Below are 24823 nucleotides of genomic sequence, written 5' to 3' on the forward strand. Positions count from 1 at the left end.
TCGCATGAGTGGAATCAATTTAGAACATATCAGCCAGCATTTTGGCGAGCAGATTGCTCTTGATGATGTCAGTCTTACGGTAAAAGAGGGAGAGTTTTTCTCCCTTCTTGGCCCTAGTGGCTGCGGAAAATCAACTTTACTCAATATCATTGGTGGTTTTTTAGAACCGACAAAAGGAGTCGTCTATATTGGTGATCAGGATGTGACGACTTTACCTCCTTATCAAAGAAAAACGGGGATGGTCTTTCAAAGCTATGCACTTTTCCCACATCTCACCGTATTTGATAATGTTGCATATGGGTTGAAGGTTCAAAAGAAAAAGAAGGCGGAAATCAAGCAAAAGGTGATGGAGAGTTTGTCTCTTGTTCAATTAGAGTCATTTGCCAAACGTATGCCGCACCAATTAAGTGGAGGTCAGCAGCAACGGGTCGCCATTGCACGGGCACTTGCCATCCAGCCTGCCGTTCTTCTTCTGGATGAACCACTCAGTAACTTAGATGCAAAACTAAGAAAAAATATGCAGACGGAGCTGCGAAATATTCAACGGAATGTCGGGATTACGACTATTCTTGTGACGCATGATCAGGAGGAAGCCTTAAGTCTTTCCGACCGAATTGGGATATTAGGTGAGGGGAAAATTCAGCAGATTGGGACACCTTTAGAAGTATATCGTCAGCCAAATAATCGTTTTGTTGCTGAATTTATCGGACAGGTCAATCTATTTGAAGCGGAATATGATGAAGTTACTTCCACATACACTGTTCCACATTTCATTCAATCAAACGGGAAGCAAATTCAGCTAAAAGTTGCCGCATTTAAAGAGAAGAGCGAGAAGCATTTACTCATGCTGCGTCCTGAGAGAATCAAGTTATCTTCTGTCGGGGAGGAAGTTCAGCCAAATCATGTCACAGGCGTGTTGGCAGATGTCAGTTATATTGGGCACTCTTTACGTTTGGTCGTTGGGCTTAATCAAGGTGAAATCATTGTCCATGCATCAGACGCAGCATTTCCCGAGCTGCCTCAAGTTGGAGAAACTGTGCATATTCATTGGCAGCCTGAAGATATTGTGTTCTTAGATTCGAAGGTGCATGCGTGATGCGAATCAAAAAAAAGAATCAGCGCTTTCATTGGTTTATGCTGCTGCCAGCTTGTTTGTTTCTAGTTGTATTCCTTCTTGCTCCGCTTGTGATGATGTTTGTCCTCAGTTTTCGTGATGTGGATTCGATGATGAATACGTTACAATCCTATAGTTTGTCTCAATATTTACATGTATTTACGACAGATGCATATGTGAAAGCAATTGGAAGTACTGTGTGGGTGGCCTTACAGACAACGGTGATTTGTTTATTGATGGCATATCCAGCAGCTTATGTGCTAGTGAAAGCACCTCACCCAAGATTGCGGGCTTTTTTCTATATCTTACTTGTATCGCCGCTTTTGACGAGTGTCGTCATTCGGACATTTGCATGGATCGTTCTTCTTTCGCAAAATGGCTTGATCAATGGCATGCTGATCGATTTACATCTGATTGAGAAACCGTTATCGATGCTGTGGAATATGAATGCGGTCATTATTGCTTATGTTCAAGTGATGCTGCCTTTTGCAGTGCTGCCTATTGCAACGAGCTTAACTGATATGGACCGTCACTTAAGACCGGCTTCTATGAGTCTTGGTGCTGGTCGTATTCGGACATTTTTTCATGTGACCTTGCCGCTTACGATTCCAGGCATGATCACCGGAGCAATTATTGTCTTCTCACTTGCAGCAGGAAGCTATATTACTCCTTTGCTAGTCGGCGGACGGATGCAACCGCTCTTGCCACTGTCCATTTATCAGCAGGTCATGCAGGTGTATAATTTGCCTCTTGCCGCTGCGATGTCCTTTACTTTATTGATTTGTGTGCTAGCGGTCGTCAGTCTATTAAGCTATTTATTGAAGCGTTGGGAGGCGAGGATGCATGCGTAAAAAATCAATAGGTGACCGTTTGCTTTCGGTTCTGATATGGACCGCAGGCTCACTCGTTTATCTCTTTTTAACCGTACCTGTTCTTGTCATTGTTCTTTCTGCTTTTAGTCCGAATGCTTTTCCTGAATTCCCGCCGACTTCGTTTTCTGTTCGCTGGTTTCATGAGGTCGTGTCGAATCCAGAATGGATGGAATCTTTGCGTATCAGCGTGATTCTGTTATTGATTGTGACGCCGCTTACTGTTCTTTTAGGAACGATGGCTTCTTATGCTTTAGCAAGGCTTTCCTTTAAGGGAAAGGAAGCTGTTCAAGCCTTTATTTTGTCACCTCTTATGATTCCTCAGGTGGTGTTAGGGATTGCGATGCTGTATTTGTTTACGGCTATGGGGTTTACAGGGTCTTTGTGGGCATTAGTCATTGGGCATGTCATCATTGGTTTTCCTTATGTGGTACGAACCGTGGGTGTCAGTGTTTCAAATCTTGATCCACGTCTTGAGCTAGCTTCCATGAATCTTGGTGCAGGGCCCATACGTACTTTCTTTCGTGTGACACTGCCCTTGATCAAGCCTGGCATTATCGCAGGTGGAGTGTTTTCTGCTGTGACATCATTTGGTGAAATCTCGATTAGTTTGTTCGTTTCTTCACCTCAAACCATTACGATTCCCGTGAGGACGTTTAATTACATTGAGCAAACTTTTGATCCGAGTGTCAATGCGATATCTGTCATATTTATTATCATTTCTATCATTGCGTTGCTCATTATTGAGAAAACGATTGGTCTGTCTAAGGTGATGTAAATATAATGAAGAAACAAGGAGCTGTCATTTGAAATGACAGCTCTTTTTGTATTGTTTTTTATGGTAAAAATATTCAAAGTTTTATGGAATATAGTTCTTAAGGTTTAAGAAAATGCGAGGCGTGATAGGAGACCTCTCTCCTACATTTTCGGTCATATTTGAAAAATTTAAGGAAAAACATGAAATTTTTGCGGTAATTGGTCATTTATTTTCGGTGGAACGCAACTATTATTAGTTATTTTCGGTAAATATCGTAAATTATGATGTGATCCCTTCGGCATAACGCATGAATCTTTACACCCATTTTTCGGTGAAAAAAACAATAATTTCATATAAAGTGGACGTAAATAGAAAATATCTAAAAGAAAAGAAGAAAAAGGCAAATCTATGGAAACATAGAGACGCAAAGCCATGTCCTAAGGTAAAAGTTTCCTTTTTTGCTATGGTCGGCAGGTTACCGAATCAAAATGGGAGTCCCTCCGTTTTATTCGGGGTGGGCTCCTTTTCTGTTATTCCGTCTATTTTAATGAAATAGACTTGGTTCTTTTGATATAGAGGGTGCAGGGTATCACATTTGGTGGAGAAAACATAGAAGAGCGGAGGATAAGAATGAGTACAGTTTATTACCCCTTAACACATGCGCAAAAGCGAGTATTCTACACGGAAAGATTTTATCCAGGCACAAGTATTTCTAATTTGGGTGGGTTTGCCAAGTTAAGATCGGTATCAGGTCTAAATCCTTCTTTGATCGTTGATGTGCTTCAAGCGTACATTCGTGAAACTGATTCTCTTCGTTTAAGGCTGGTGTATCAACATGAGCAGGAGGAGCCCGTTCAATATATCAAGCCATATGAAAAACAGCCGATTCGTTTGGTGAAAGGCTGGAGTGAAAAGGAAGTCAGGGCGTGGGCGAACGAGGAGATTCGTGAGCCGATGGAACTGATTGATCGTTCCTTAATTGAATTTACGGTCTTTCAAATCAGTGATCAAGAGTGCTGGCTGTTCTGTAAAGCACATCATATTGTGGCTGATGGTATTTCAATTATCTTGATGGGAAACCGAATCATTGATCTATACCATGACATGCTGCAGGGGACAGACATCTCTCCAATTGAAGACATTTCCTTCGTTGATCACATCATGAGTGAGCAAACGTATGAATCTTCTAAACGTTTTCAGAAAGACCAAGCTTTTTGGAACGAGCAATTTGCCAATATTCCAGATTTCGCTTCTTTAACACCGCATAAAGGTTACGAGATGAGCTTACATGCGGAGAGATTTTCAGGGGATATTCCTGATTCTTTAAAGGAGAAGCTTCGAGTCTTTTGTGAAGAAGAGAAAGTCAGTATGCTATCTATGTTTATGTCCGCTGTCTATATTTACTTGCACCGATTTAGCGGCATGGAGGATGTGGTCCTTGGCACTTTTATGGGCAATCGGACAAATGCAAAGGAAAAAAAGATGATTGGGATGTTTGTGTCGACCATTCCGATGCGCGCATCTGTGCAAGGATCCCTCACATTTCTTGATTTCGTGAAGCAAGTCATGGCGGATCAGATGAAGATCTTGCGTCATCAAAAATATCCTTACAATGTGCTCATGAATGATTTAAGGGAAAGAGATGGATTTACAGGACGCCTGTTTGATATTTCTTTAGAGTATCAGGTCATGCAGTGGCAGAAAAAAGAGAATCTTTCGTTCATTACGGAGCCGATTTTTAGTGGAAGCGGAATGAATGATATATCGATTCATGTGAAAGACCGCTGGGATACAGATACATTGACCATTGATTTGGATTACCGTACAGACCTATTTAGTGAAGACGATATGAGTAAGCTGTTTGATCGATTGATCATTTTGCTGGAGGCGGCGGTCTCTCAGCCAGATCAGCTGATTGGGGCTCTCTCTTTACTGCCAGCAGATGAACAAAAGCAACTGCTTCAATTATCTAAGGGAGAAGCATTTGATTTACCAGGAGCGAAACCAGTTCACCACTTATTTGATGAGGCAGCTAAAACGTATTCAGAACGGGCAGCTGTGGTTGCGGAAAATGGAACGTTCACTTATGGAGAGCTGTATCAAAAAGCGGACAAACTGGCACGATTTTTACAGATGAAAGGTGTCTCGCGTGATGTACCAGTTGCCGTTTTAATGGAACGGACGGCAGATGCGATGGTTGCCATTTTTGGGATATTAAAAGCTGGCGGTGCATATGTACCGATCGATCCGGCATTACCTGAGGAACGCATTCAATTTATTGTAGAAGATTCTGGTGCTTCTCTCGTTTTAACAGAAGAATCGTTTGTTCAGCGATATTCATCCATTGCGGAAAAAATGATTGTCCAGCAGCATATGGAATTAGAAGATCGTCCGCTGCCTGAGCTGATCGATCAGACGACATCACAGGATTTGGCTTATCTCATTTATACATCGGGTACGACTGGAAAGCCGAAGGGAGTGATGATCGAGCATCTTCAGCTGCATCATTTGGTTCATGCCCTGCATCACGAAGTGTATGAGGGGGCAAATCAGCTTCAAGTGGCACTTCTTGCACCATTCCATTTCGATGCATCTGTTAAACAAATCTTTGCTGCTCTTTTATTTGGACATACGCTTCATATTGTGCCAAGAGAAACGACACGAAACGGTGTACAGCTAGCGGCTTATTACAAAGAACATCAAATTAAGGCAACAGATGGAACGCCAGCACATGTGCAGCTTTTACTTGCAGCTGATTTGGATGGGCTTGCACTGACTCATATGCTGATTGGGGGAGAAGCACTCCCTGCGAAAGCAGCGCAGGCGCTGATTGAAGCTGTGCGTGTCAGCCAGCCGGATTTTGCCTTGTGGAATGTGTATGGTCCGACAGAAACGTGTGTGGATGCGGCGGTTCACCGTCTAGATCTCAGTGAGCTGCAGAAGTCACCAGAACAGCGCTATGTGTCAATTGGAAAGCCACTGGGCCATCACCGGATTTATATTTTAAATGAACATGAACAACTACAGGTGCAGGGAGCTGTGGGAGAACTATGCATTGCGGGAATAGGAGTTGGACGGGGCTATGTGAATCAGCCTGAATTGACGGAGAAGGCATTCAGACCAGATCCATTTTTTCCTGAAGACCGGATGTATCGCACAGGTGATGTAGTGAGATGGCTTCCAGACGGCACAATTGATTACCTTGGAAGAATAGATGACCAAGTAAAAATAAGAGGTTACCGCATCGAAACAGGTGAAATTGAGGCGGTCATGGAGCAGGTAGACGGAGTCGATCAGGCTGTTGTCCTTGTCGTGGATGAACCGGACGGTGGAAAGGCTTTAAGTGCTTACTATCAAGCACGACAAGAATTTCTTTCCGTGGACACCCTGCAAGCCGCTATCAAACATCAGCTGCCAGCTTATATGATGCCGCTTTATTTCAAGCAGCTTGAGGCATTTCCACTGACAGTGAGTGGGAAAGTCGACCGGCGTGCGCTTGCTGCATTAAAGGGAGACAAGGCTGTCAGTGCTGTTTATGTAGCGCCTAGAAACGATGTAGAAACGAAGCTTGTTCGTTTGTGGGAAGACGTTCTTCATCAAGAGAACATAGGTGTGTACGACTCATTCTTTGACCTAGGCGGGCATTCACTCAAAGCGATGAAAGTTCTTACACTCGTTCAGCGGGCTTTTCAAGTGGAGGTCCCTTTATCTGTTTTATTTGAACAGCAAACGATTTCAGCACTTGCTGTTTATATTGAACAAGCGGAAAAGTCTTCACAAGTGGTCATACCGAAAGCACCGACTGCCGCCGATTATCCACTGTCACCAGCGCAGCAGCGTGTTTATATGGTGACTCAGCTGGAGCAGAGCATCGCCTATCATATGCCTGCCGTTGTGAAATTAAGAGGAACGCTGCAACGAGAGAAGTTGGAGGGAGCTTTTGAAAAACTGATCGCACGTCATGATATGCTGCGAACTTCTTTTCATACAGTCAAAGGAGTCCCTCGTCAGCGGGTAGCTTCATCCGTCCCATTTCAAATAGAACAGGTGACAGGCAGCACGATGGAAGAGAACATGCGTCAATTTGTCAGACCTTTTCATCTTGAGCAGGCTCCGCTTTTGCGTGTTGGGCTACAGTCTTTACATGATCAGGAGCATCTTCTCTATTTCGATATGCATCATCTGATTTCAGATGGTCTTTCAATTGATTTGATGCTGCGTGAGCTGTCTGACGCATATGAGGGATTAGTGAAAGCGCCATTGAAGCTTCAATATCAAGATTATGCTGTTTGGCAAGAACAACAGGCAGAGCAAGGCGGTCAAATAGATGAAGCATTCTGGCTGAAAGAATTTTCAGGAGATATCCCTGCTTTGCAGCTGCTAACTGATTATCAGCGTCCGGCTGTCCAGTCTTTCACTGGAGACCGCGTTCTCAGAAACATAGATGAGACGTTAACAGGCCGTTTGCAGGAGCTTGCAGCGAATCATCATACGACGCTGTATACCGTGTTGCTTTCTGCTTACTATACATTGCTTGCGAAATACACAGGTCAAAAGGAGTTTGTTGTGGGGACACCGACAGCAGGCCGGGTGCATGCAGATTTGAATGACATGATCGGCATGTTTGTCCAAACACTTGCTTTACGTTCAGAGGTAGATCCGAACGGTTCAATGACGCAGTTGATTGAGCAAGTAAAGGAAAAGACGATGAGGGCGTTTGAGCATCAGCAATATCCATTCGAGCTGCTGCTTGAAAAGCTAAATGTGCAAAGAGATTTTAGCCGCCATCCATTATTTGATACGGTCTTTACTCTAACGCCAGATCATTCAACAGCCCAGCATATTGGAGGGATGAAAGTCGAAGTCGAGGAAACCAATTTCCATATTGCAAAGTTTGATCTCACACTTCAAGCGACGGAGTCAAGTCATGGTCTTTCCTTTGTTCTCGATTACAGTACGGCGTTATTTAAACGAAGTACAGCCGAGCAGATGCTCAAGCATTATGTTTATCTTCTGGAGCAGATGGTTGAAGTGCCGGAGCAAGCGATTCAATCATACCGCTTACTGTCTGAACAAGAGGCAGCGGCTCAATTGAAGATGTGGAACCCGTTACCTACGCCTTATCCTGTGGAAGAAACCATTGTGACGCAATTTGAATCGCAAGTAGAGCAGCACGGTCATCAGCCTGCTTTGCAATATAAGGATGAGGTTCTTTCTTATCAAGAGCTGAATCGCAGAGTGAACCAGCTGGCTCATTATTTACACGAACATGGTTTTGAAAAAGGGATGAAAGCGGCTTTATTCTTTGAACGTTCTAATGAGATGGTGCTGTCCGTTTTAGCTGTGCTAAAGGCTGGCGGTGTCTATGTGCCAATTGATCCTGACTTCCCTGATGAACGTATCAAGCACTTTTTGACAGATAGTGGTGCACAGTTTGTCCTGACCCATCATGTGCTGCGTCATCGTTCTGTGCTTACTGCATTTGAAGGGAAAATCATAGAAATAGAAGATCAAGCCGTTGATCAGCAGTCAGAGAGCAATCCAGTTGTATGTGTTTCGCCTTTGGACTTGGTGAATTTGACCTACACATCTGGTACGACAGGCAAACCTAAAGGGAACATGGTGACGCACCGGAACATTTTGAGAACAGTGAAGCAGTCGAATTATCTCACCATTCATCATGAAGACACGGTGATGAGCCTTTCAAACTATGTATTTGATGCATTTATGTTTGATGTGTTTGGTGCTTTATTAAACGGAGCGAAACTCATTGTTTTGCCAAAGGATCACATTTTAAATATGAATGAGCTTTCTGGCGCGATTGAGAAGGAAAAAGTCAGTATTTTAATGATCACGACCGCTCTATTTCACTTATTGATTGATATGAAAAAAGGCAGCCTGAAAAACGTCAGAAAAGTGCTGTTTGGCGGGGAACGTGCTTCTGTGCCGCATGTTGTGGCAGCCCTTGAAACGGTTGGAGAAGACAAACTTATTCATATGTATGGACCTTCTGAAAGCACAATTTTCACAACGTATTATCCGGTGAATCACATTGAAGAACAAGCACTGTCGATTCCGATCGGAAAGCCGGTGAGTCAAACGGCTGTTTATATTGTCGATGAGTTTGGACATGTGCAGCCGCCGGGAGTAGCTGGAGAGCTTTGTGTCGCAGGTGACGGACTGGTCAAGGGGTATTATCAACAGCCAGAACTAACGAGCGAAAAGTTTGTTGAAAATCCTTTCCGACCTGGTGAAGTCATGTACAAAACGGGCGATCTCGCACGATGGCTGTCAAATGGAGATATTGAATTTATTGGTCGAATCGATCATCAAGTCAAGATTCGAGGTCAGCGTATCGAGCTTGGCGAAATTGAACACCAGCTATTGCAGCATCCGCAAGTGAAGGAAGCCGTTGTCATTGCGATATCAAATGATACATTGTGTGCATATTTCACAGCAGAAGGTGCTGTTCCGCTGTCGGATTTACGTGAGCAAGCAGGACGAGAACTCCCTGTTTATATGATGCCAGCTTTCTTCATGCAATTAGACGAATTGCCACTAACGGGGAATGGCAAGGTAGACAGACGGGCATTACCGGTACCTGATGTAAGTGAGCAGGCTTCAAATGAATACGTCCCTCCTCAATCAGATACAGAGCGTATATTGGCACACATTTGGGAGGAAGTTCTTGAAGTGCCGAAAATCGGCAGACGTGATCATTTCTTTGAATGCGGAGGTCATTCACTGCGTGGCATGAAAATGCTGAACAGGCTCTATGAAGAGATGCATGTGGAATGTACGTTGAAAACATTATTTGAATCACCCACTTTAGAGGCGTTTGCCCATGCGGTGGATCAAACAGATCGAACTGAAATCAGACGAGTGGAAAAAGCGGAAGAAGCGGCTGTTTATCCTGTGACATCTGCTCAGAAAAGATTATTTGTTCTGCAAAAAATGACAGATGCCGAGCAGAGCTATCATATGCCAGCTGCTTTAAAGCTTGAAGGTGTATTTGATGAAAAACGATTTAAAAAAGCCATTGACCAGCTTGTTCATCGCCATGAAGCATTCCGTACGAGTTTTGACTTCGTTCAGGGTGAACCTGTTCAACGAATTGAAACGAATGTTTCTGTGAACATTGAAAACATCGAAGGGGAAGGCCGAGACATTCAGCAATTAATGAATGATTTTATTCGTCCATTTGATGTAGAAAAAGCGCCGCTGCTTAGAGTGGGGCTTGTGTCTGAATCGGAGAGTGTTCATTATCTGTTGATTGATATGCACCACATCATTTCAGATGGTGCGTCTGTCGGTATTTTAATTGATGAGCTATCGATCTTGTATCGAGGAGACGAACTTGATGAATTGCCTATTCAATATAAGGACTATGCGGTCTGGTCAAACAGTGAAGAATCCCTTGCGAAAAAAGAGGCTGAAGCGGTGTTTTGGTTGGAACAATTACAAGGAGAACTGCCTGTTTTGGCACTGCCTGAGGATCTTCCGAGACCAAAGGTTCAGACGTTTGAAGGGGGCCGCGTCGAATTCTCTATAGACGGTGCGCTTAAATCGCAATTGGATGAGCTGGTTAGATCACTCAACAGTACAACGTATACAGTGCTACTTGCTTGCTACAGTACGCTTTTAAGCAAGCTTTCGAGACAAGAAGACATCATGATCGGTTCTCCAGTGGTGGGCAGAACCCATCCTGATATTCAATCAGTCATCGGCATGTTTGTGAATACGCTGGCACTCAGAACAAAACCAGAAGGACACCAGACATTTTCTCAATTTGCGTCAACAGTTCATGAGCTTGTGTTAGCGGCAAATGAACATCAACTTTACCCATTTGAAGAATTGGTGGACCAAGTACAAACGGTTCGCGACACAAGCCGCCATCCAATCTTTGATGTGGTGTTCTCGATGGAAAATGCAGATATCCGTGACTTGTCGATGGATGGACTTCACATTGTTCCACAATCATTCAATGAGAATATAGCCAAATTTGACTTAACCTTAACTGGAAACGAATCTGACGATCAAATTGAGCTTGTGTTTGATTATAATTCTTCTATCTTTGAACGGTCGTCGATTGAGAAGTGGAAGGAGTATTTCCTTTACTTGATCGAACAAATGGTGTCAGCACCAGATCAATTATTAGATCAGATGCAATTATTATCACCAGCGCAGCAGCAAAAACTGCTTGATGAATGGTCAGGACCTATCCTAAATGTCCCGACAGATCAAACGGTTCATGCATTGATTGAGACGAAGTCGCAGGAAGTATCTCATCAAAAAGCCGCTACCTTCTGCGGCACAAGCTGGACGTATGAAGAGCTGAACAACCGGGCGAATACAGTCGCCGCAAGACTTATTTCAAACGGCACAAAACCGGGAGACCGCATCGGCATTCTCACGCGTCCATCGCTCGAGATGACAGCCGCTGTTCTCGGTGTGCTCAAGGCAGGTGCGGCATTCGTGCCGATTGATGCCGATTATCCAGCGCAGCGCATTGCCTACATGCTGGAAGACTGCGGGGCAGAGGTCCTTCTGATTCAGAAAGAGCTCACTGCACCACCTTCTTTCACAGGTCATACCCTCTTCATAGAAGAGGCGGTAGAAGGAGAAGCGCACGAGATTCAGGTTCCTATCAAGCCAACGGATCTCGCTTATATGATTTACACATCTGGAACGACTGGACAGCCGAAGGGTGTCATGGTCGAGCACCAGTCCCTTGTCAATCTCGCCTACTGGCACAATGATGCCTTCCAGGTGACGAAACAAGACCGAACCGCCAAATATGCCGGCTTTGGCTTTGATGCCTCCATTTGGGAGATGTTCCCGACGTGGATCGCCGGCGCAGAGCTCCATATCATCGACGAAGCGATTCGCCTCGATATGATCAAGCTCAATACGTATTTCAATGACGAAGGCATTACCATTGCGTTCCTGCCAACACAGCTATGTGAGCAGTTTATGTCGATGGACAATCATTCTCTCCGTTACTTACTGACAGGCGGGGACAAGCTGAAACAGGTGAAGCCCGTTCCATACAAACTCGTCAATAACTACGGCCCAACAGAAAATACGGTCGTGGCGACAAGCGGGATCATTGATCCAGATCAAGGCACGCTTCCTATCGGAACAGCGATTGCCAATACTCGTTTTTACATTATGGGTTCGTTATATGACCTCTCGCCGCAAGGCGTACCGGGTGAGCTCGTGATTGCGGGGAAAGGACTGGCAAGAGGCTACTGGAATCTCCCAGAGGAAACGGACAAACGGTTTGTCCCAGATCCATTTTATCCAGGAGAGCGCATGTACCGTACAGGTGACTTGGTGAAATGGACAGAGGATGGCGAACTGATCTACCTCGGCAGAAAAGACCATCAAGTGAGCATCCGCGGATTCCGTATTGAGCTATCAGAAATTGAAGCGCAGCTCCTTGCGCTAAATGAAGTGAAAGAAGCCGTCGTGACAACGGTCAAAGACGCAAGTGATCAAGACGCTCTTGTCGCTTACGTCATTACAGATGCAGAAACGGCTGCGCTGAAAGAAAGCTTAAAGCGCATCTTGCCTGAATATATGGTGCCATCATGGATCATCAAGCTAGACCAACTGCCAATGACGGCAAATGGCAAAGTGGATCTCAAAGCACTGCCAGCACCTGATGTGGAAGCGAATCAAACAGCATACGAAGCCCCAAGAGATGAAGTGGAAGCACTGCTTTGCGGCATTTGGGAAGATGTACTTGGCGTCAGCCAAGTTGGTATTCACGACCACTTCTTCTTCCTTGGCGGAGATTCGATTAAAGGCATCCAGATGGCAAGCAGACTCACGCAAGAAGGCTGGAAGCTCGATATGAAACTGCTTTTCCAATACCCAACGATTGCGGAGCTTCGCCCATATATCGAAGAAGCGGACCTTCTCACAGCTGATCAGTCAGCTGTGGAAGGAGAGGTCATTTTAACACCGATTCAGCGCTGGTTCTTTGAACGGAACTTCAGCAGCCAGCATCATTGGAATCAGTCCGTTATGCTCCATGCGGCAAATGGTTTGGATGAAGCGCTTGTCAAGCAAGTGCTCGAGCAGATGATGACCCATCATGATGCTTTGCGATTGGTTTATCCGATAGAAGAAGGACGCATCATCCAGCGTCATCGTGGAGTAGACGAAAACGATGTAGCGGTGGACGTGATAGAAGTACAAGGAGAACGATCACAGCAAATCGAGCACGTAGAAAAGCTGGCAAATGAAGTGCAGGCGAGTATTTCTTTAACAGAGGGACCATTAGTCAAACCTGCGATTTTCCGTACGGATCATGGAGATCACTTATTGCTCGTTGTACATCATCTTGTCATTGATGGTGTGTCATGGCGTATTTTCCTTGAAGACTTCATGGCTCTTTATGAGCAGGCGAAGCGTGGGGAAGAGCTGACCCTTCCTGAAAAAACACATTCATTCCAAGCATATGCCCAGAAGTTGACGGAATATGCAGTGTCAGATGAGCTGCTGGCAGAAAGGGACTATTGGAAAAAGGTACTTGGGCATTTAACTGCACCTCTGCAAAAGGATCATGTTACAGAGGATCAAAGAATGCTGCATACAAAAACCATTCGCTTTACGCTGTCTGAGGAAGAAACACGCAGTCTACTGACAGAAGTACATGAGGCGTACCATACGGAAATCAATGACATTTTGCTAACCGCTTTAGGATTGACCCTGAAAGAGTGGACAGGAGAAGACAGACACTTTATTCACCTTGAAGGACATGGAAGGGAAGACATCCTTCCGGCGGTCAATGTGTCGCGGACCATCGGCTGGTTTACGAGCATGTATCCTGTGCTACTTGATTTGTCGCATGCGGAGGATCTTTCGTATCAAATCAAGCTTTTGAAAGAAGAGCTCAGACACATTCCGAACAAGGGAATCGGCTATGGCGTTTTAAAATACTTAACGCCTGACAAAATGAAGGACGGTCTCGCATTTGATGTCACGCCAGATATCAGCTTTAACTATCTTGGTCAGTTTGATGAACAGATTGGCGGGGGTGAACTAAGTCGATCCACTTGGCAGGCAGGTCAATCATTAAGTCCAGAATCAGAGAAACCTCATGCATTAGATATTGTTGGTTTCGTAGAACAGGGCTTGTTCCATATGACGATTTCATATCACCAGCTTGAATTCGAAGAGCAAACGATGGAGCAGTTCAAGGACCTTTTAGAAAAGAACGTGAAGGCACTCATCTCACATTGTGTATCACAAGATGAAGCGCAAATTACACCTAGTGATGTAGGAGACGATGACCTGACCATGGATGAACTTGAAAAGCTAATGGATATATTTTAAGCAAACGAAGAGGTGGACTATGAGCAAACAGAAGATTCAAAAGGTATATCCTTTAACACCAATGCAAGAAGGCATGTTATATCATGCCATGCTAGACCCTAATTCGTCCTCTTATTTCACACAGCTGGAGCTTGGAATAAGAGGGGAGTTTGATCTCGATCTTTTTGAAAAAAGTCTCAATGAGCTCATCGGCACATATGACATTCTCCGTACAGCCTTTGTCTATCAGCAATTACAGAAGCCTCGTCAGGTTGTACTGGCAGAGCGCAATCTAGATGTGTATAGAAAGAATCTATCTCACCTGAATCATCAGGAACAGCAAAAGGTACTAGATCAATATAAAAAGCAAGTGAGAAAGCAAGGCTTCCATTTAACGAATGATTTGTTATTGAAGGTCGCTGTTTTTCAACTGAATGAAACAAACTGGCATCTCATTTGGAGCAACCATCACATCATCATGGATGGTTGGTCCATGGGAGTTTTGATGAAAAAATTGTTTCATTACTACGAATCTTATCGGAACGGCAAAACGCCGGATCGCTCACAAGGAAAACCTTATGCAGATTATATCCAGTGGCTTGGCAAGCAAAATCAACAAGCAGCGGAAGGCTATTGGAAGGATCGCTTAGACGGTGCGGTTCAGCATCAAGGGCTTTTGCAGCAAAAAGAAGCGAACGGACAATATGACCATCAGGAATGGACGTTCACATGGGATGCTGAAATGGTCAGAAGCATTCAAGAGATCGCAAGAAATTGCCAAGTGACAGCACCAAATCTATTCCAGGCTGTTTGGTCGGTTCTTTTAGGCACTTACCATGCGGCACATGATGTCACTTTCGGAACAGTCGTATCTGGAAGGCCGCCAAGTGTGGCTGGGATAGAACAGATGGCAGGGCTTTTTATCAATACAATACCGGTCAGGGTAGAAATGAATCAGGAAGACACCTTCAAACAGCTGTTTCAAAAAGTTCAGCAGCATGCGCTGGAAGCGGAAAACTATGATTTTATGCCGCTTTATGACATTCAGCAACAGACAGCTGCAGGAGGGCAACTCTTCGATCACTTGGTCGGGTTTGAGAACTATCCTTTAGATCAAGAGCTATCTGGTGACACCATGTCGGAACGTCTAGGGTTTTCCATTGATGTAAAAGACGGATTTGAACAAACGAATTTCGATCTAAATGTCCTCGTATATCCAGGTGAAACATGGACATTGAAAATCAAATACAATGCGGTGGCTTTTGAAGAAGAGGTCATTGAAAAAATATCGAAACACCTGACCAACCTCATGAAGCAGATCATCGAAAATCCGGAAGTTCGCCTTCATGACGTGACGTGTATCACCGAAGAAGAAAAACAGCAGATTGAAGCATGGAACAAGACAGAACGAGATTATCCAAAGCATCTGTCTATTCCTGAGCTTCTGAAAGAACGCATTCAAACGCAGCCAGACCAGCTGGCGTTAGTCGAAGGAGAGCGGGCATTCACCTATGAAGAACTCGGCCAAGAAATCCATCGTGTTGCGGGACATTTGATTGATAGCGGAGTGAAACAAGAAGATGCCGTCGCAGTGTATATGAATCGATCTGCTGAAGCAGTGATCGCCATTTTAGCGGTTCTTCAAGCAGGGGCTGCTTATGTACCAATTGATCCAGCCCAGCCAGAGGAGAGAATCCGCTTTATGCTTGAAGACAGCGGTGCATCCGTGTTGCTCTATGCGGACAGCCAGCCGCCAGTTCATGAAAGCATCCAAGCCGTTCATGTGTCAGACATATCGAATCAGTCAATCGTACCATTCGAAGTCGAGACCTCTCCTTCGCAATTGGCATATATCATGTACACGTCGGGGTCAACCGGCCAGCCAAAAGGTGTTCAAATTGAGCATCAGCATATTGTCAGATTGGCATGTTCTCAGGAGACATTGGGCTTGAACAAGTCGGATCGTATGGCACATACAGGAGCAGTCAGCTTTGATGCCATTACTTTTGAAATTTTCACCACACTGCTGAACGGTGCAACACTTTATCCTGTTGACCGTGACACGTTATTGGACATCAACCGGTTTGAACGCTTTATCCAAACGAATCAAATATCGGCGCTCTTTTTAACGACAGGTTTGTTTAATCAACTCGCTCAGCAGCGACCGCATATGTTTAAGGGACTGTCCAAATTGATCACAGGCGGTGATGTGATCAATGTGAAAAGTGCAGAGCTTGTGAAGAAAAATCATCCATCACTTGTTTTACTGAATGCGTACGGCCCCACAGAAAACACCACCATCTCGACCATTTATGAGGTGAGAGGGGATGAAACGGGCACGATTCCAATTGGTCAGCCGATCAATCATTCGTCCGCTTACATTTTAGATGACAATCAAAGACTTCAGCCAATTGGCGCGCCAGGAGAGCTGTATGTTGGCGGAGACGGTGTCTCAAGAGGATATCTCCATCGTCCAGAATTAACAAAGCAAGTATTTATCGCTGATCCTTTCAAGGGAGAAGGGCGTTTGTATCGAACAGGAGATTTGGCTAGGTACGGTTCAAATGGTCAAATCGAATTCCTCGGACGGACAGATGATCAAGTGAAAATCCGTGGTTTCCGTATTGAGCTCGGTGAAATTGAAACGATTCTTCAACAAGAGACGGGGATCGATGATGCGGTTGTGCTCATCCATGCGTCTCCTTCAGATGAAAAAGAAATGACCGCTTACTATACGGGAACGATCACGGAAGAAGAAGTGCGGGCTCTATTTAATCAAGCACTGCCAGCATATATGGTACCTCATCACGTCATGAAGCTAGATGCTTTTCCGCTTACCGCAAACGGAAAGGTCGATCGAAAAGCTTTACCAACGCCTGACGAAGCTGATCGTGAAGAAATCAGGATCATTCCACCTGAAACCGAGACGGAAAAGGCGCTTGCTCAAATTTGGGAGGAACTGCTTGGGAAAGCGGTGGGAATAGATGAGCATTTCTTCATGACTGGCGGACATTCACTCAAAGCAATGATGATGTCAGCCAAAATCCAAGAAGTGTTCCAAAAGGAAGTTCCGATTCAAGTGATATTCGAAAAGCCAACGGTTCGATCGCTTGCGTCATACATTGACCAGGACGGTCAAGAAGAACAAGGACATCCGATCTTACCCGCAGCGAAGGCGGAGGACTATCCAGTGTCACCAGCTCAGCGGCGCTTATACATTTTACAAACACTTGAACCTAAGAGTACAAACTATCATATTCCGATCGTCTTAACGCTTGAAGGTACGCTCGATCATCAGCGGCTCACCTCAGCATTTGATGAATTGATTCAAACGCATGAAATTTTAAGAACGAGTTTTCATATGAAAGGCGAGCACATCGTCCAAAGGGTACATGAACGAGTGGCATTTGACCTCCCTGTCCATGATGTAAAGGAAGAAGAGGCTGAGGCATTTCTTGCTGAACGTCAGGCGCCGTTTGATTTGACAGCCGCTCCCCTCCTGCGGGCACAGCTGCTCAAAGTGAGTGACGACCGTCATCTTTTAGTTCTGGAAGCACATCACCTGATTACAGATGGCAGTTCCATGAAGACGTTCATTCAGGATTTGGCGAAAGCCTATGATGGAGAGGCACTTGCAGAAAGAGCCATTCATTATAAAGATTACGCTGTCTGGCAGTTAAGTGAAGAAGAAACAGAGAAACAGCGTGCGCATGAAGCGTATTGGCTGAAGCAATACGAAGGAGATGTACCGGTTTTAGATTTGCCGACAGACTACCCACGTCCAGTGGAACGTGATTTTTCTGGAGAACGGGTGATGTTTGGCTGTGATCAAGCGACAACTCAGCGTATTCATGAGCTACTCAAGAAAACAGATACGACGCTGTACATGTTCTTGTTATCTGCATTTCAAGTGCTGCTCGCATCCTACAGCGGACAGGAAGATATCATTGTCGGATCTCCTGTTGCGGGGCGAACACATCCAGATATTCAGGACATGCCAGGGATGTTCATCAATACCATTGCGATGCGCGGAAAACCGGAACAAACAAAGTCATTTTTACAGCTACTTGAAGAAATAAAAGAAACGAGTGTAGATGCTTTTGCACATCAAAGCTATCCGCTCGAAGAGTTAATCGCGCGTCTGCCGCTTGATCGTGATACAACCCGAAGCCCGCTCTTTAGTGTTTCGTTTAATATGCAGAACATGGATGTTCCTGCACTAAAGCTCGGCGATCTGAACATTTCGCCTTATGCAATGCAGCACCGATCCGTCAAATTTGATCTGTCTCTAGAAGCATTTGAACGTGAGGGAGAAATAAAACTAAGCCTAGACTATGCAACGGCATTATTTAAAGAGGAAACCATCCGCCGGTTCGGAACACATCTTCTTGCGATTATTCGTGAGGCGGTCCAGCATCCGAATGAACGAATTGGCTTGTTCAACCTCTTGGATCAGCATGAGCAAATGGAGCGGCTGGAGAAAAGGGATGGAGAACAAACAGGTCAACATGAGCCGTACCATGTGCAATTTTCACGTCAAGCCATGGAAACGCCTGATGCCATTGCGGTGATGGATGGTGAAAGGAAGCTCACCTACTGCGAACTGGATCGCATGTCCAATGCTCTTTGCAGTGAGCTGAAGATGCAAGGCGTAGAGAAAGAAAGCACAGTCGCGCTTATTCTTGATCGCTCTGTCTATGTCATTGTCTCGATGCTAGGTGTAATGAAAGCAGGCGGTGCATTTGTCCCAATTGATCCAGCTTTTCCTGCGGAACGTATTCGTTACACATTAAAAGATTCAGGGGCAAAAGTCATCGTGGCAAATGAGTCTCTTGGCGATTCGTATCAGCATCTCAAGTCGATTCAGGTCGTACATGTGGAGAAAGCCGTCCAACGAAACGATTCTCTAGACCTGCCGGACGTATCGGTTGATCAACTGGCTTATGTGATTTACACATCTGGAACAACAGGGAAGCCAAAGGGTGTACAGCTCACGCATCGTAATCTATCACACTACGTCAATTGGTTGACACATGAAGTGACTTTACAAGAATGCGATCGAACAGCACTCCTGTCTTCTTATGCATACGACCTTGGTTACACAAGCATTTTCCCGGTTCTAAGAGCAGGCGGGACACTCTATATTCCTCGTGAAGACGTGTATACAGACCCTGTACGTCTCATGCGTTTTATTGATGAACAAGAGCTGACTTATATCAAAATGACACCATCCTTATTTCATATGATGGCAGATTCAAAGGGTTATACATTTGACGCTTTACGGCTTGTGGTATTGGGAGGAGAATCGATTGTCTCTGAAGATGTTGAGACATTTATGAAGCAGCATCCATGCGTCGCAGTGATGAACCATTACGGTCCGACAGAAACAACGATTGGTACAGTGAGCAAGCTAATGACACCGCATGAGCTGGACGCTTTAAAGGAGCGTTCTATCATCGGAAAGCCTATTGCTCATACAAGAGCGCTCGTATGCAATCGCGAGCAGCGCCTTGTCCCTTATGGCGCACCGGGTGAGCTCTACATTTCAGGTGATGGTGTTTCAAAAGGTTATTTGAATCAGCCTGAATTAACAGCAGAGCGTTTTCTTGAAAATCCTTATTTCCCTCAAGAGCGGATGTATCGGACTGGAGATTTGGTCAGACAGCATGCAAATGGGGAGATTGAATTCCTTGGAAGAGTAGACGATCAAGTGAAAATTCGCGGTTATCGAATTGAGAAACAAGAAATTGAGCATGCCGCACGTGCCCTTTCAACCATTCAAAAAGTGTATGTCAAAGTGATCAACACATCTCGTTTACCGGAGCTGGCGTTATATTATACAGCACCTGATCACATTGGAACGCTGACATTTAGAGAAAAGCTTTCAGAGACACTGCCGGATTACATGATTCCTACTTATTTTGTCAAAGTGGATCATATGCCGCTGACGCAAAACGGAAAAGTAGATGCAAAATCTCTGCCGCTTCCTCATGAGGCACATATGAACCGCACGGCACACGCAGCACCAGAAACGGCGCTTGAGCAGACGCTTTGTGATATTTGGTCAGATGTTCTTGGAATGGAGGAAGTTGGCATTGATGACCATTTCTTTGAATTAGGCGGGCATTCTCTGAAAGGCATGGTGCTCATTTCGAACATGCAAGCCAAACTGAATCAGCATGTACCACTCAAGGTTCTTTTTGAAAAGCCAACGATACGGGCGATAGCTGCCTATTTGGAAGAAGCTGATTCTTCGCTCGTCACATCCATTCAGCCAGCGGAAAAGCAAGATTTCTATCCAGTCTCTTCCGCACAAAAGCGAATGTACGTATTACAGCAGTTGCATCCAGAATCCGTCACCTACCATATGCCAGCCGTTTTCATGATGGAAGGAAACCTTGATCTGAAGCAGCTAGAAGGAGCGATTCAAGCTTTAATTGATAGACATGAGTCATTGCGGACAGCCTTTGTTGAAATTGACGGCAGTCCCGTCCAAAAAATCTATCGCCGTGTGCCGTTTACGTTACAGATGGTTGAAGTAGAAAGCGATCAGGTACAATCCGTCGTAGACAACTTCATGACACCATTCTCATTACATCAAGCACCTCTAATGAGGGCAAAAGTGGCAAAGTTGTCTGATGATAAATATGTGTTCATGATGGATATGCACCATATCATCGCAGATGGGGTGACACGCAGTCTGCTCATTCAAGAATTAGCGGAGTTGTATGAGCATAAGACGTTACCGCCAGTTCAGTTGCACTACAAGGATTATGCGGTATGGCAGCAAGAAGAAGAGCAGCAAGCAGCACTTGAAAAACAGCGGCAGTATTGGCTGGAGCAATATGCACAGCCGCCAGAAGACTTAGCACTTCCGCTTGATTTTCCTCGGCCTAGTGTGCAGTCATTTGCAGGAGACCGGGTGGATAGATGGCTGTCTGCTGAAAAGGCGCAGCATATCAAAGCGCTCATGGCTGAAAAAAATGTGAGTTTGAACATGGTGATGCAAACGGCCTTTGCCATTCTCCTTCATAAATTGACTGGGCAGCATGACATCGTCATAGGGGCTGTAACGGCTGGACGTACACATGCGTCAATCGAACGGATTCCGGGCATGTTTGTGAATACACTGGCCCTTCGACATGACGTTCAGTTAGAAGAAACTGCAGAGCATCTGCTAGAAAAAATAAGAGATCACAATCTATCAGCTTATGAACATCAAGGATTCCCATTCGAGGATTTGGTCGCGCAGTTAGACCTTCCGAAAGACACGAGCCGCAACCCGTTGTTTAGTGTCATGATGACAACGGATGAGCGTGATCTGACGTTACCGGAATTGAATGGACTTACGCTTTCGCACAAACAGCAAGAAGCCGTTCAGGCAAAATTTGATTTAACGCTCGGTGTCTTTGAGGAACAAGATCAAGTGGGCTTGCGCTTTGAATATGCAGCGGCACTATTTAAAAAGAGTACCATTCAGCGATGGAGTCAATATGTTGAGCGAATCATAGACGAAATGCTTGCGAAATTGAATCAGTCGATCTCGACCATCTCCATCTTAACAAAAGAAGAAGAGCGACATCTGCTTGATGAATGGTCCGGACCTGTCCTAGATGTCCCGACAGATCAAACGGTTCATACATTGATTGAGGCGAAGTCACAAGAAGTACCTCATCAAAAAGCCGCAACTTTCTGCGGCACAAGCTGGACGTATGAAGAACTGAACAACCGGGCGAATACAGTCGCCGCAAGACTCATTTCCACCGGCACAAAACCGGGAGACCGCATCGGCATTCTCACGCGTCCATCGCTCGAGATGACAGCCGCTGTTCTCGGTGTGCTCAAGGCAGGTGCGGCATTCGTGCCAATTGATGCCGATTATCCAGCGCAGCGCATTGCCTACATGTTGGAAGATTGCGGGGCAGAGGTCCTTCTGATTCAGAAAGAGCTCACTGCACCACCTTCTTTCACAGGTCATACCCTCTCAATAGAAGAGGCAGTAGAAGGAAAAGCGCACGAGATTCAGGTTCCTATCAAACCAACGGATCTCGCCTATATGATTTACACATCTGGAACGACTGGACAGCCGAAGGGTGTCATGGTCGAGCACCAGTCCCTTGTCAATCTCGCCTACTGGCACAATGATGCCTTCCAGGTGACGAAACAAGACCGAACCGCCAAATATGCCGGCTTTGGCTTTGATGCCTCCATTTGGGAGATGTTCCCGACGTGGATCGCCGGCGCAGAGCTCCATATCATCGACGAAGCGATTCGCCTCGATATGATCAAGCTCAATTCGTATTTTAATCACGAAGGCATCACCATTGCGTTCCTGCCAACACAGCTATGTGAGCAGTTTATGTCGATGGACAATCATTCTCTCCGTTACTTACTGACAGGCGGGGACAAGCTGAAACAGGTGAAGCCCGTTCCATACAAACTCGTCAATAACTACGGCCCAACAGAAAATACGGTCGTGGCGACAAGTGGGATCATTGATCCAGATCAAGGCACGCTTCCTATCGGAACAGCGATTGCCAATACTCGTTTTTACATTATGGGTTCGTTATATGACCTCTCGCCGCAAGGCGTACCGGGTGAGCTCGTGATTGCGGGGAAAGGACTGGCAAGAGGTTACTGGAATCTCCCAGAGGAAACGGACAAACAGTTTGTCCCAGATCCGTTTTATCCAGGAGAGCGCATGTACCGTACAGGTGATTTGGTGAAATGGACAGAGGATGGCGAGCTGATCTACCTCGGGAGAAAAGACCATCAAGTGAACATCCGCGGATTCCGGATTGAGCTGTCAGAAATTGAAGCGCAGCTCCTTGCGCTGGATTCAGTCCAAGAAGCCGTCGTGACAACGGTCAAAGACGCAAGTGATCAAGACGCTCTTGTCGCTTACGCCATCACAGATGAAGAAACGGGCACTTTGAAAGAAAGATTAAAGCGCACCTTGCCTGAATATATGGTGCCATCATGGATCATTAAGCTAGACCAACTGCCGATGACGGCAAATGGCAAAGTGGATCTCAAAGCATTGCCAGCACCTGATATGGAAGCGAATCAAACAGCATACGAAGCGCCAAGAGATGAAGTGGAAGCACTGCTTTGCGGCATTTGGGAAGATGTGCTTGGCGTCAGCCAAGTCGGTATTCACGACCATTTCTTCTTCCTTGGCGGAGATTCGATTAAAGGCATTCAAATGGCAAGCAGACTTACGCAAGAAGGCTGGAAGCTCGATATGAAACTGCTTTTCCAATACCCAACGATTGCGGAGCTTCGCCCATATATCGAAGAAGCGGATCTTCTCACAGCCGATCAGTCAGCTGTCGAAGGAGAGGTCATTTTAACACCGATTCAGCGCTGGTTCTTTGAACGTAACTTTGATCACCAGCACCACTGGAATCTCTCAATGATGCTTCATGCACCAAAAGGGTTTGACTTGGCTGTCACAGAACAAGTTCTGCAAAGGCTGCTCTCACATCATGATGCACTGCGCATGGTGTTCAGACAGGAGCATGATGACATGCTGCAATACAATCAGCGGGAGCTGACAGAACCATTTTCAATTATTTCTTGTGATGTTTCAAAAGCGCAAGATGTGAAACAGGCGATTTCCACATACGCCAATGAGTATCAGCGTCAACTGAATCTTGAAAAAGGTCCGTTGATGAAAGTGATTTGTTTCCATACAGAAAACGGTGATCACTTACTCATGATCACACATCATCTAGTGATTGACGGCGTTTCATGCCGGATTTTACTAGAAGACTTTATGTCTCTTTATTATCAGGCAGAAAAAGGAGAAGCGATGGTTCTGCCGCCAAAAACGCACTCTTTCAAAGAATGGGCAGAAGCGGTTGAACGATACGCGCAGTCACAGCTGCTAAAAAACCAAAAGGAGTATTGGGCAGCGATTGAAAATAGACCGTTTACGACTTTACCTGTTGACCATGAAGTAAAAGAAAGAAAAGTCGCGAATACGAAAGCGGTCAAAATGCAGCTGACAGAAGCAGAAACCGAGCATCTGTTAACGAATATCCATCTTCCGTACACAACAGAAATGAATGATATTCTTCTATGTGCGCTCGGACTGGCCGTTCAGGAATGGACAGGTCAATCTCATGTACATGTACAGCTTGAAGGTCATGGAAGAGAGGACATTTTATCAGGATTAGATATATCCCGCACAGTTGGCTGGTTTACGAGCATGTATCCAGTCGTTCTCGAAGCGAAACCGAATCAGACCATTGCAGACGCTATCAAAGGAACGAAAGAGATGCTGCGGCGTGTACCGAATAAAGGGATTGGTTACGGTATTTTAAGATACATGACACCATCCGAACCGTCAGTCAAACACGTGCAGCCTGAAATCAGCTTGAACTATCTCGGGCAGATTGATCAGGAAGTGACGACAGAACTCTTTGGGCCCTCAACCTATGATATGGGCCGTCAAGCAAGCCCTGAATCCGAAGCTGTTTATAAGCTGAACCTCAGCGGTCTTGTTCAGCACAATCAATTCATTTTGTCGTGCTCATATTGTGCAAGTGAATATGAAGAACAAACGATACAGCAGTTCATCGCATTGTTGAAGGAGAAAATCAGATCCATCATCACCCATTGCTTAGCGCATCAAGAGCGAGAATTTACGCCAAGTGACTTCTCGGCTGCAGACCTTGAAATGGATGAAATGGACGATATCTTTGACATGCTCGAGGAGAAATTGACCTAACACCACTAGATCAGTCATGAAAA

Annotated in this window: 5 protein-coding genes and 1 riboswitch; all 5 genes read left to right on the forward strand. The window is 45.3% G+C overall.

Annotated features, from left to right (window positions below; genetic code table 11):
• Positions 1 to 4 precede the first annotated feature (4 nt).
• On the forward strand, positions 5 to 1096 hold the full coding sequence (locus tag LCD34_RS12315; RefSeq protein ID WP_224559193.1) for an ABC transporter ATP-binding protein: 1092 nt from the start codon (positions 5 to 7) through the stop codon (positions 1094 to 1096).
• Positions 1096 to 1965, forward strand: coding sequence for an ABC transporter permease (locus LCD34_RS12320; protein ID WP_008347830.1), 870 nt, complete (start codon positions 1096 to 1098; stop codon positions 1963 to 1965). Before LCD34_RS12315 ends, LCD34_RS12320 begins: the two co-directional genes overlap by 1 nt.
• The gene (locus LCD34_RS12325) at positions 1958 to 2761 is read left to right on the forward strand and encodes an ABC transporter permease (protein WP_007498221.1); all 804 of its coding nucleotides are present in this window, start codon (positions 1958 to 1960) and stop codon (positions 2759 to 2761) included. The genes LCD34_RS12320 and LCD34_RS12325 overlap by 8 nt, the downstream gene beginning before the upstream one ends.
• A 368-nt stretch (positions 2762 to 3129) precedes the next feature.
• Positions 3130 to 3223, forward strand: a riboswitch (cyclic di-GMP riboswitch).
• Between the two features lie 147 nt (positions 3224 to 3370).
• On the forward strand, positions 3371 to 14086 hold the full coding sequence (locus LCD34_RS12330) for a non-ribosomal peptide synthetase (protein WP_224559195.1): 10716 nt from the start codon (positions 3371 to 3373) through the stop codon (positions 14084 to 14086).
• Positions 14087 to 14105: 19 nt separating this feature from the next.
• The gene (locus LCD34_RS12335; protein WP_224559197.1) at positions 14106 to 24800 is read left to right on the forward strand and encodes a non-ribosomal peptide synthetase; all 10695 of its coding nucleotides are present in this window, start codon (positions 14106 to 14108) and stop codon (positions 24798 to 24800) included.
• The last annotated feature ends 23 nt before the right edge of the window (positions 24801 to 24823 follow it).

The sequence above is a fragment of the Bacillus sp. RAR_M1_44 genome (assembly GCF_020165935.1).
Classification (GTDB): Bacteria; Bacillota; Bacilli; order Bacillales; family Bacillaceae; genus Bacillus; species Bacillus altitudinis.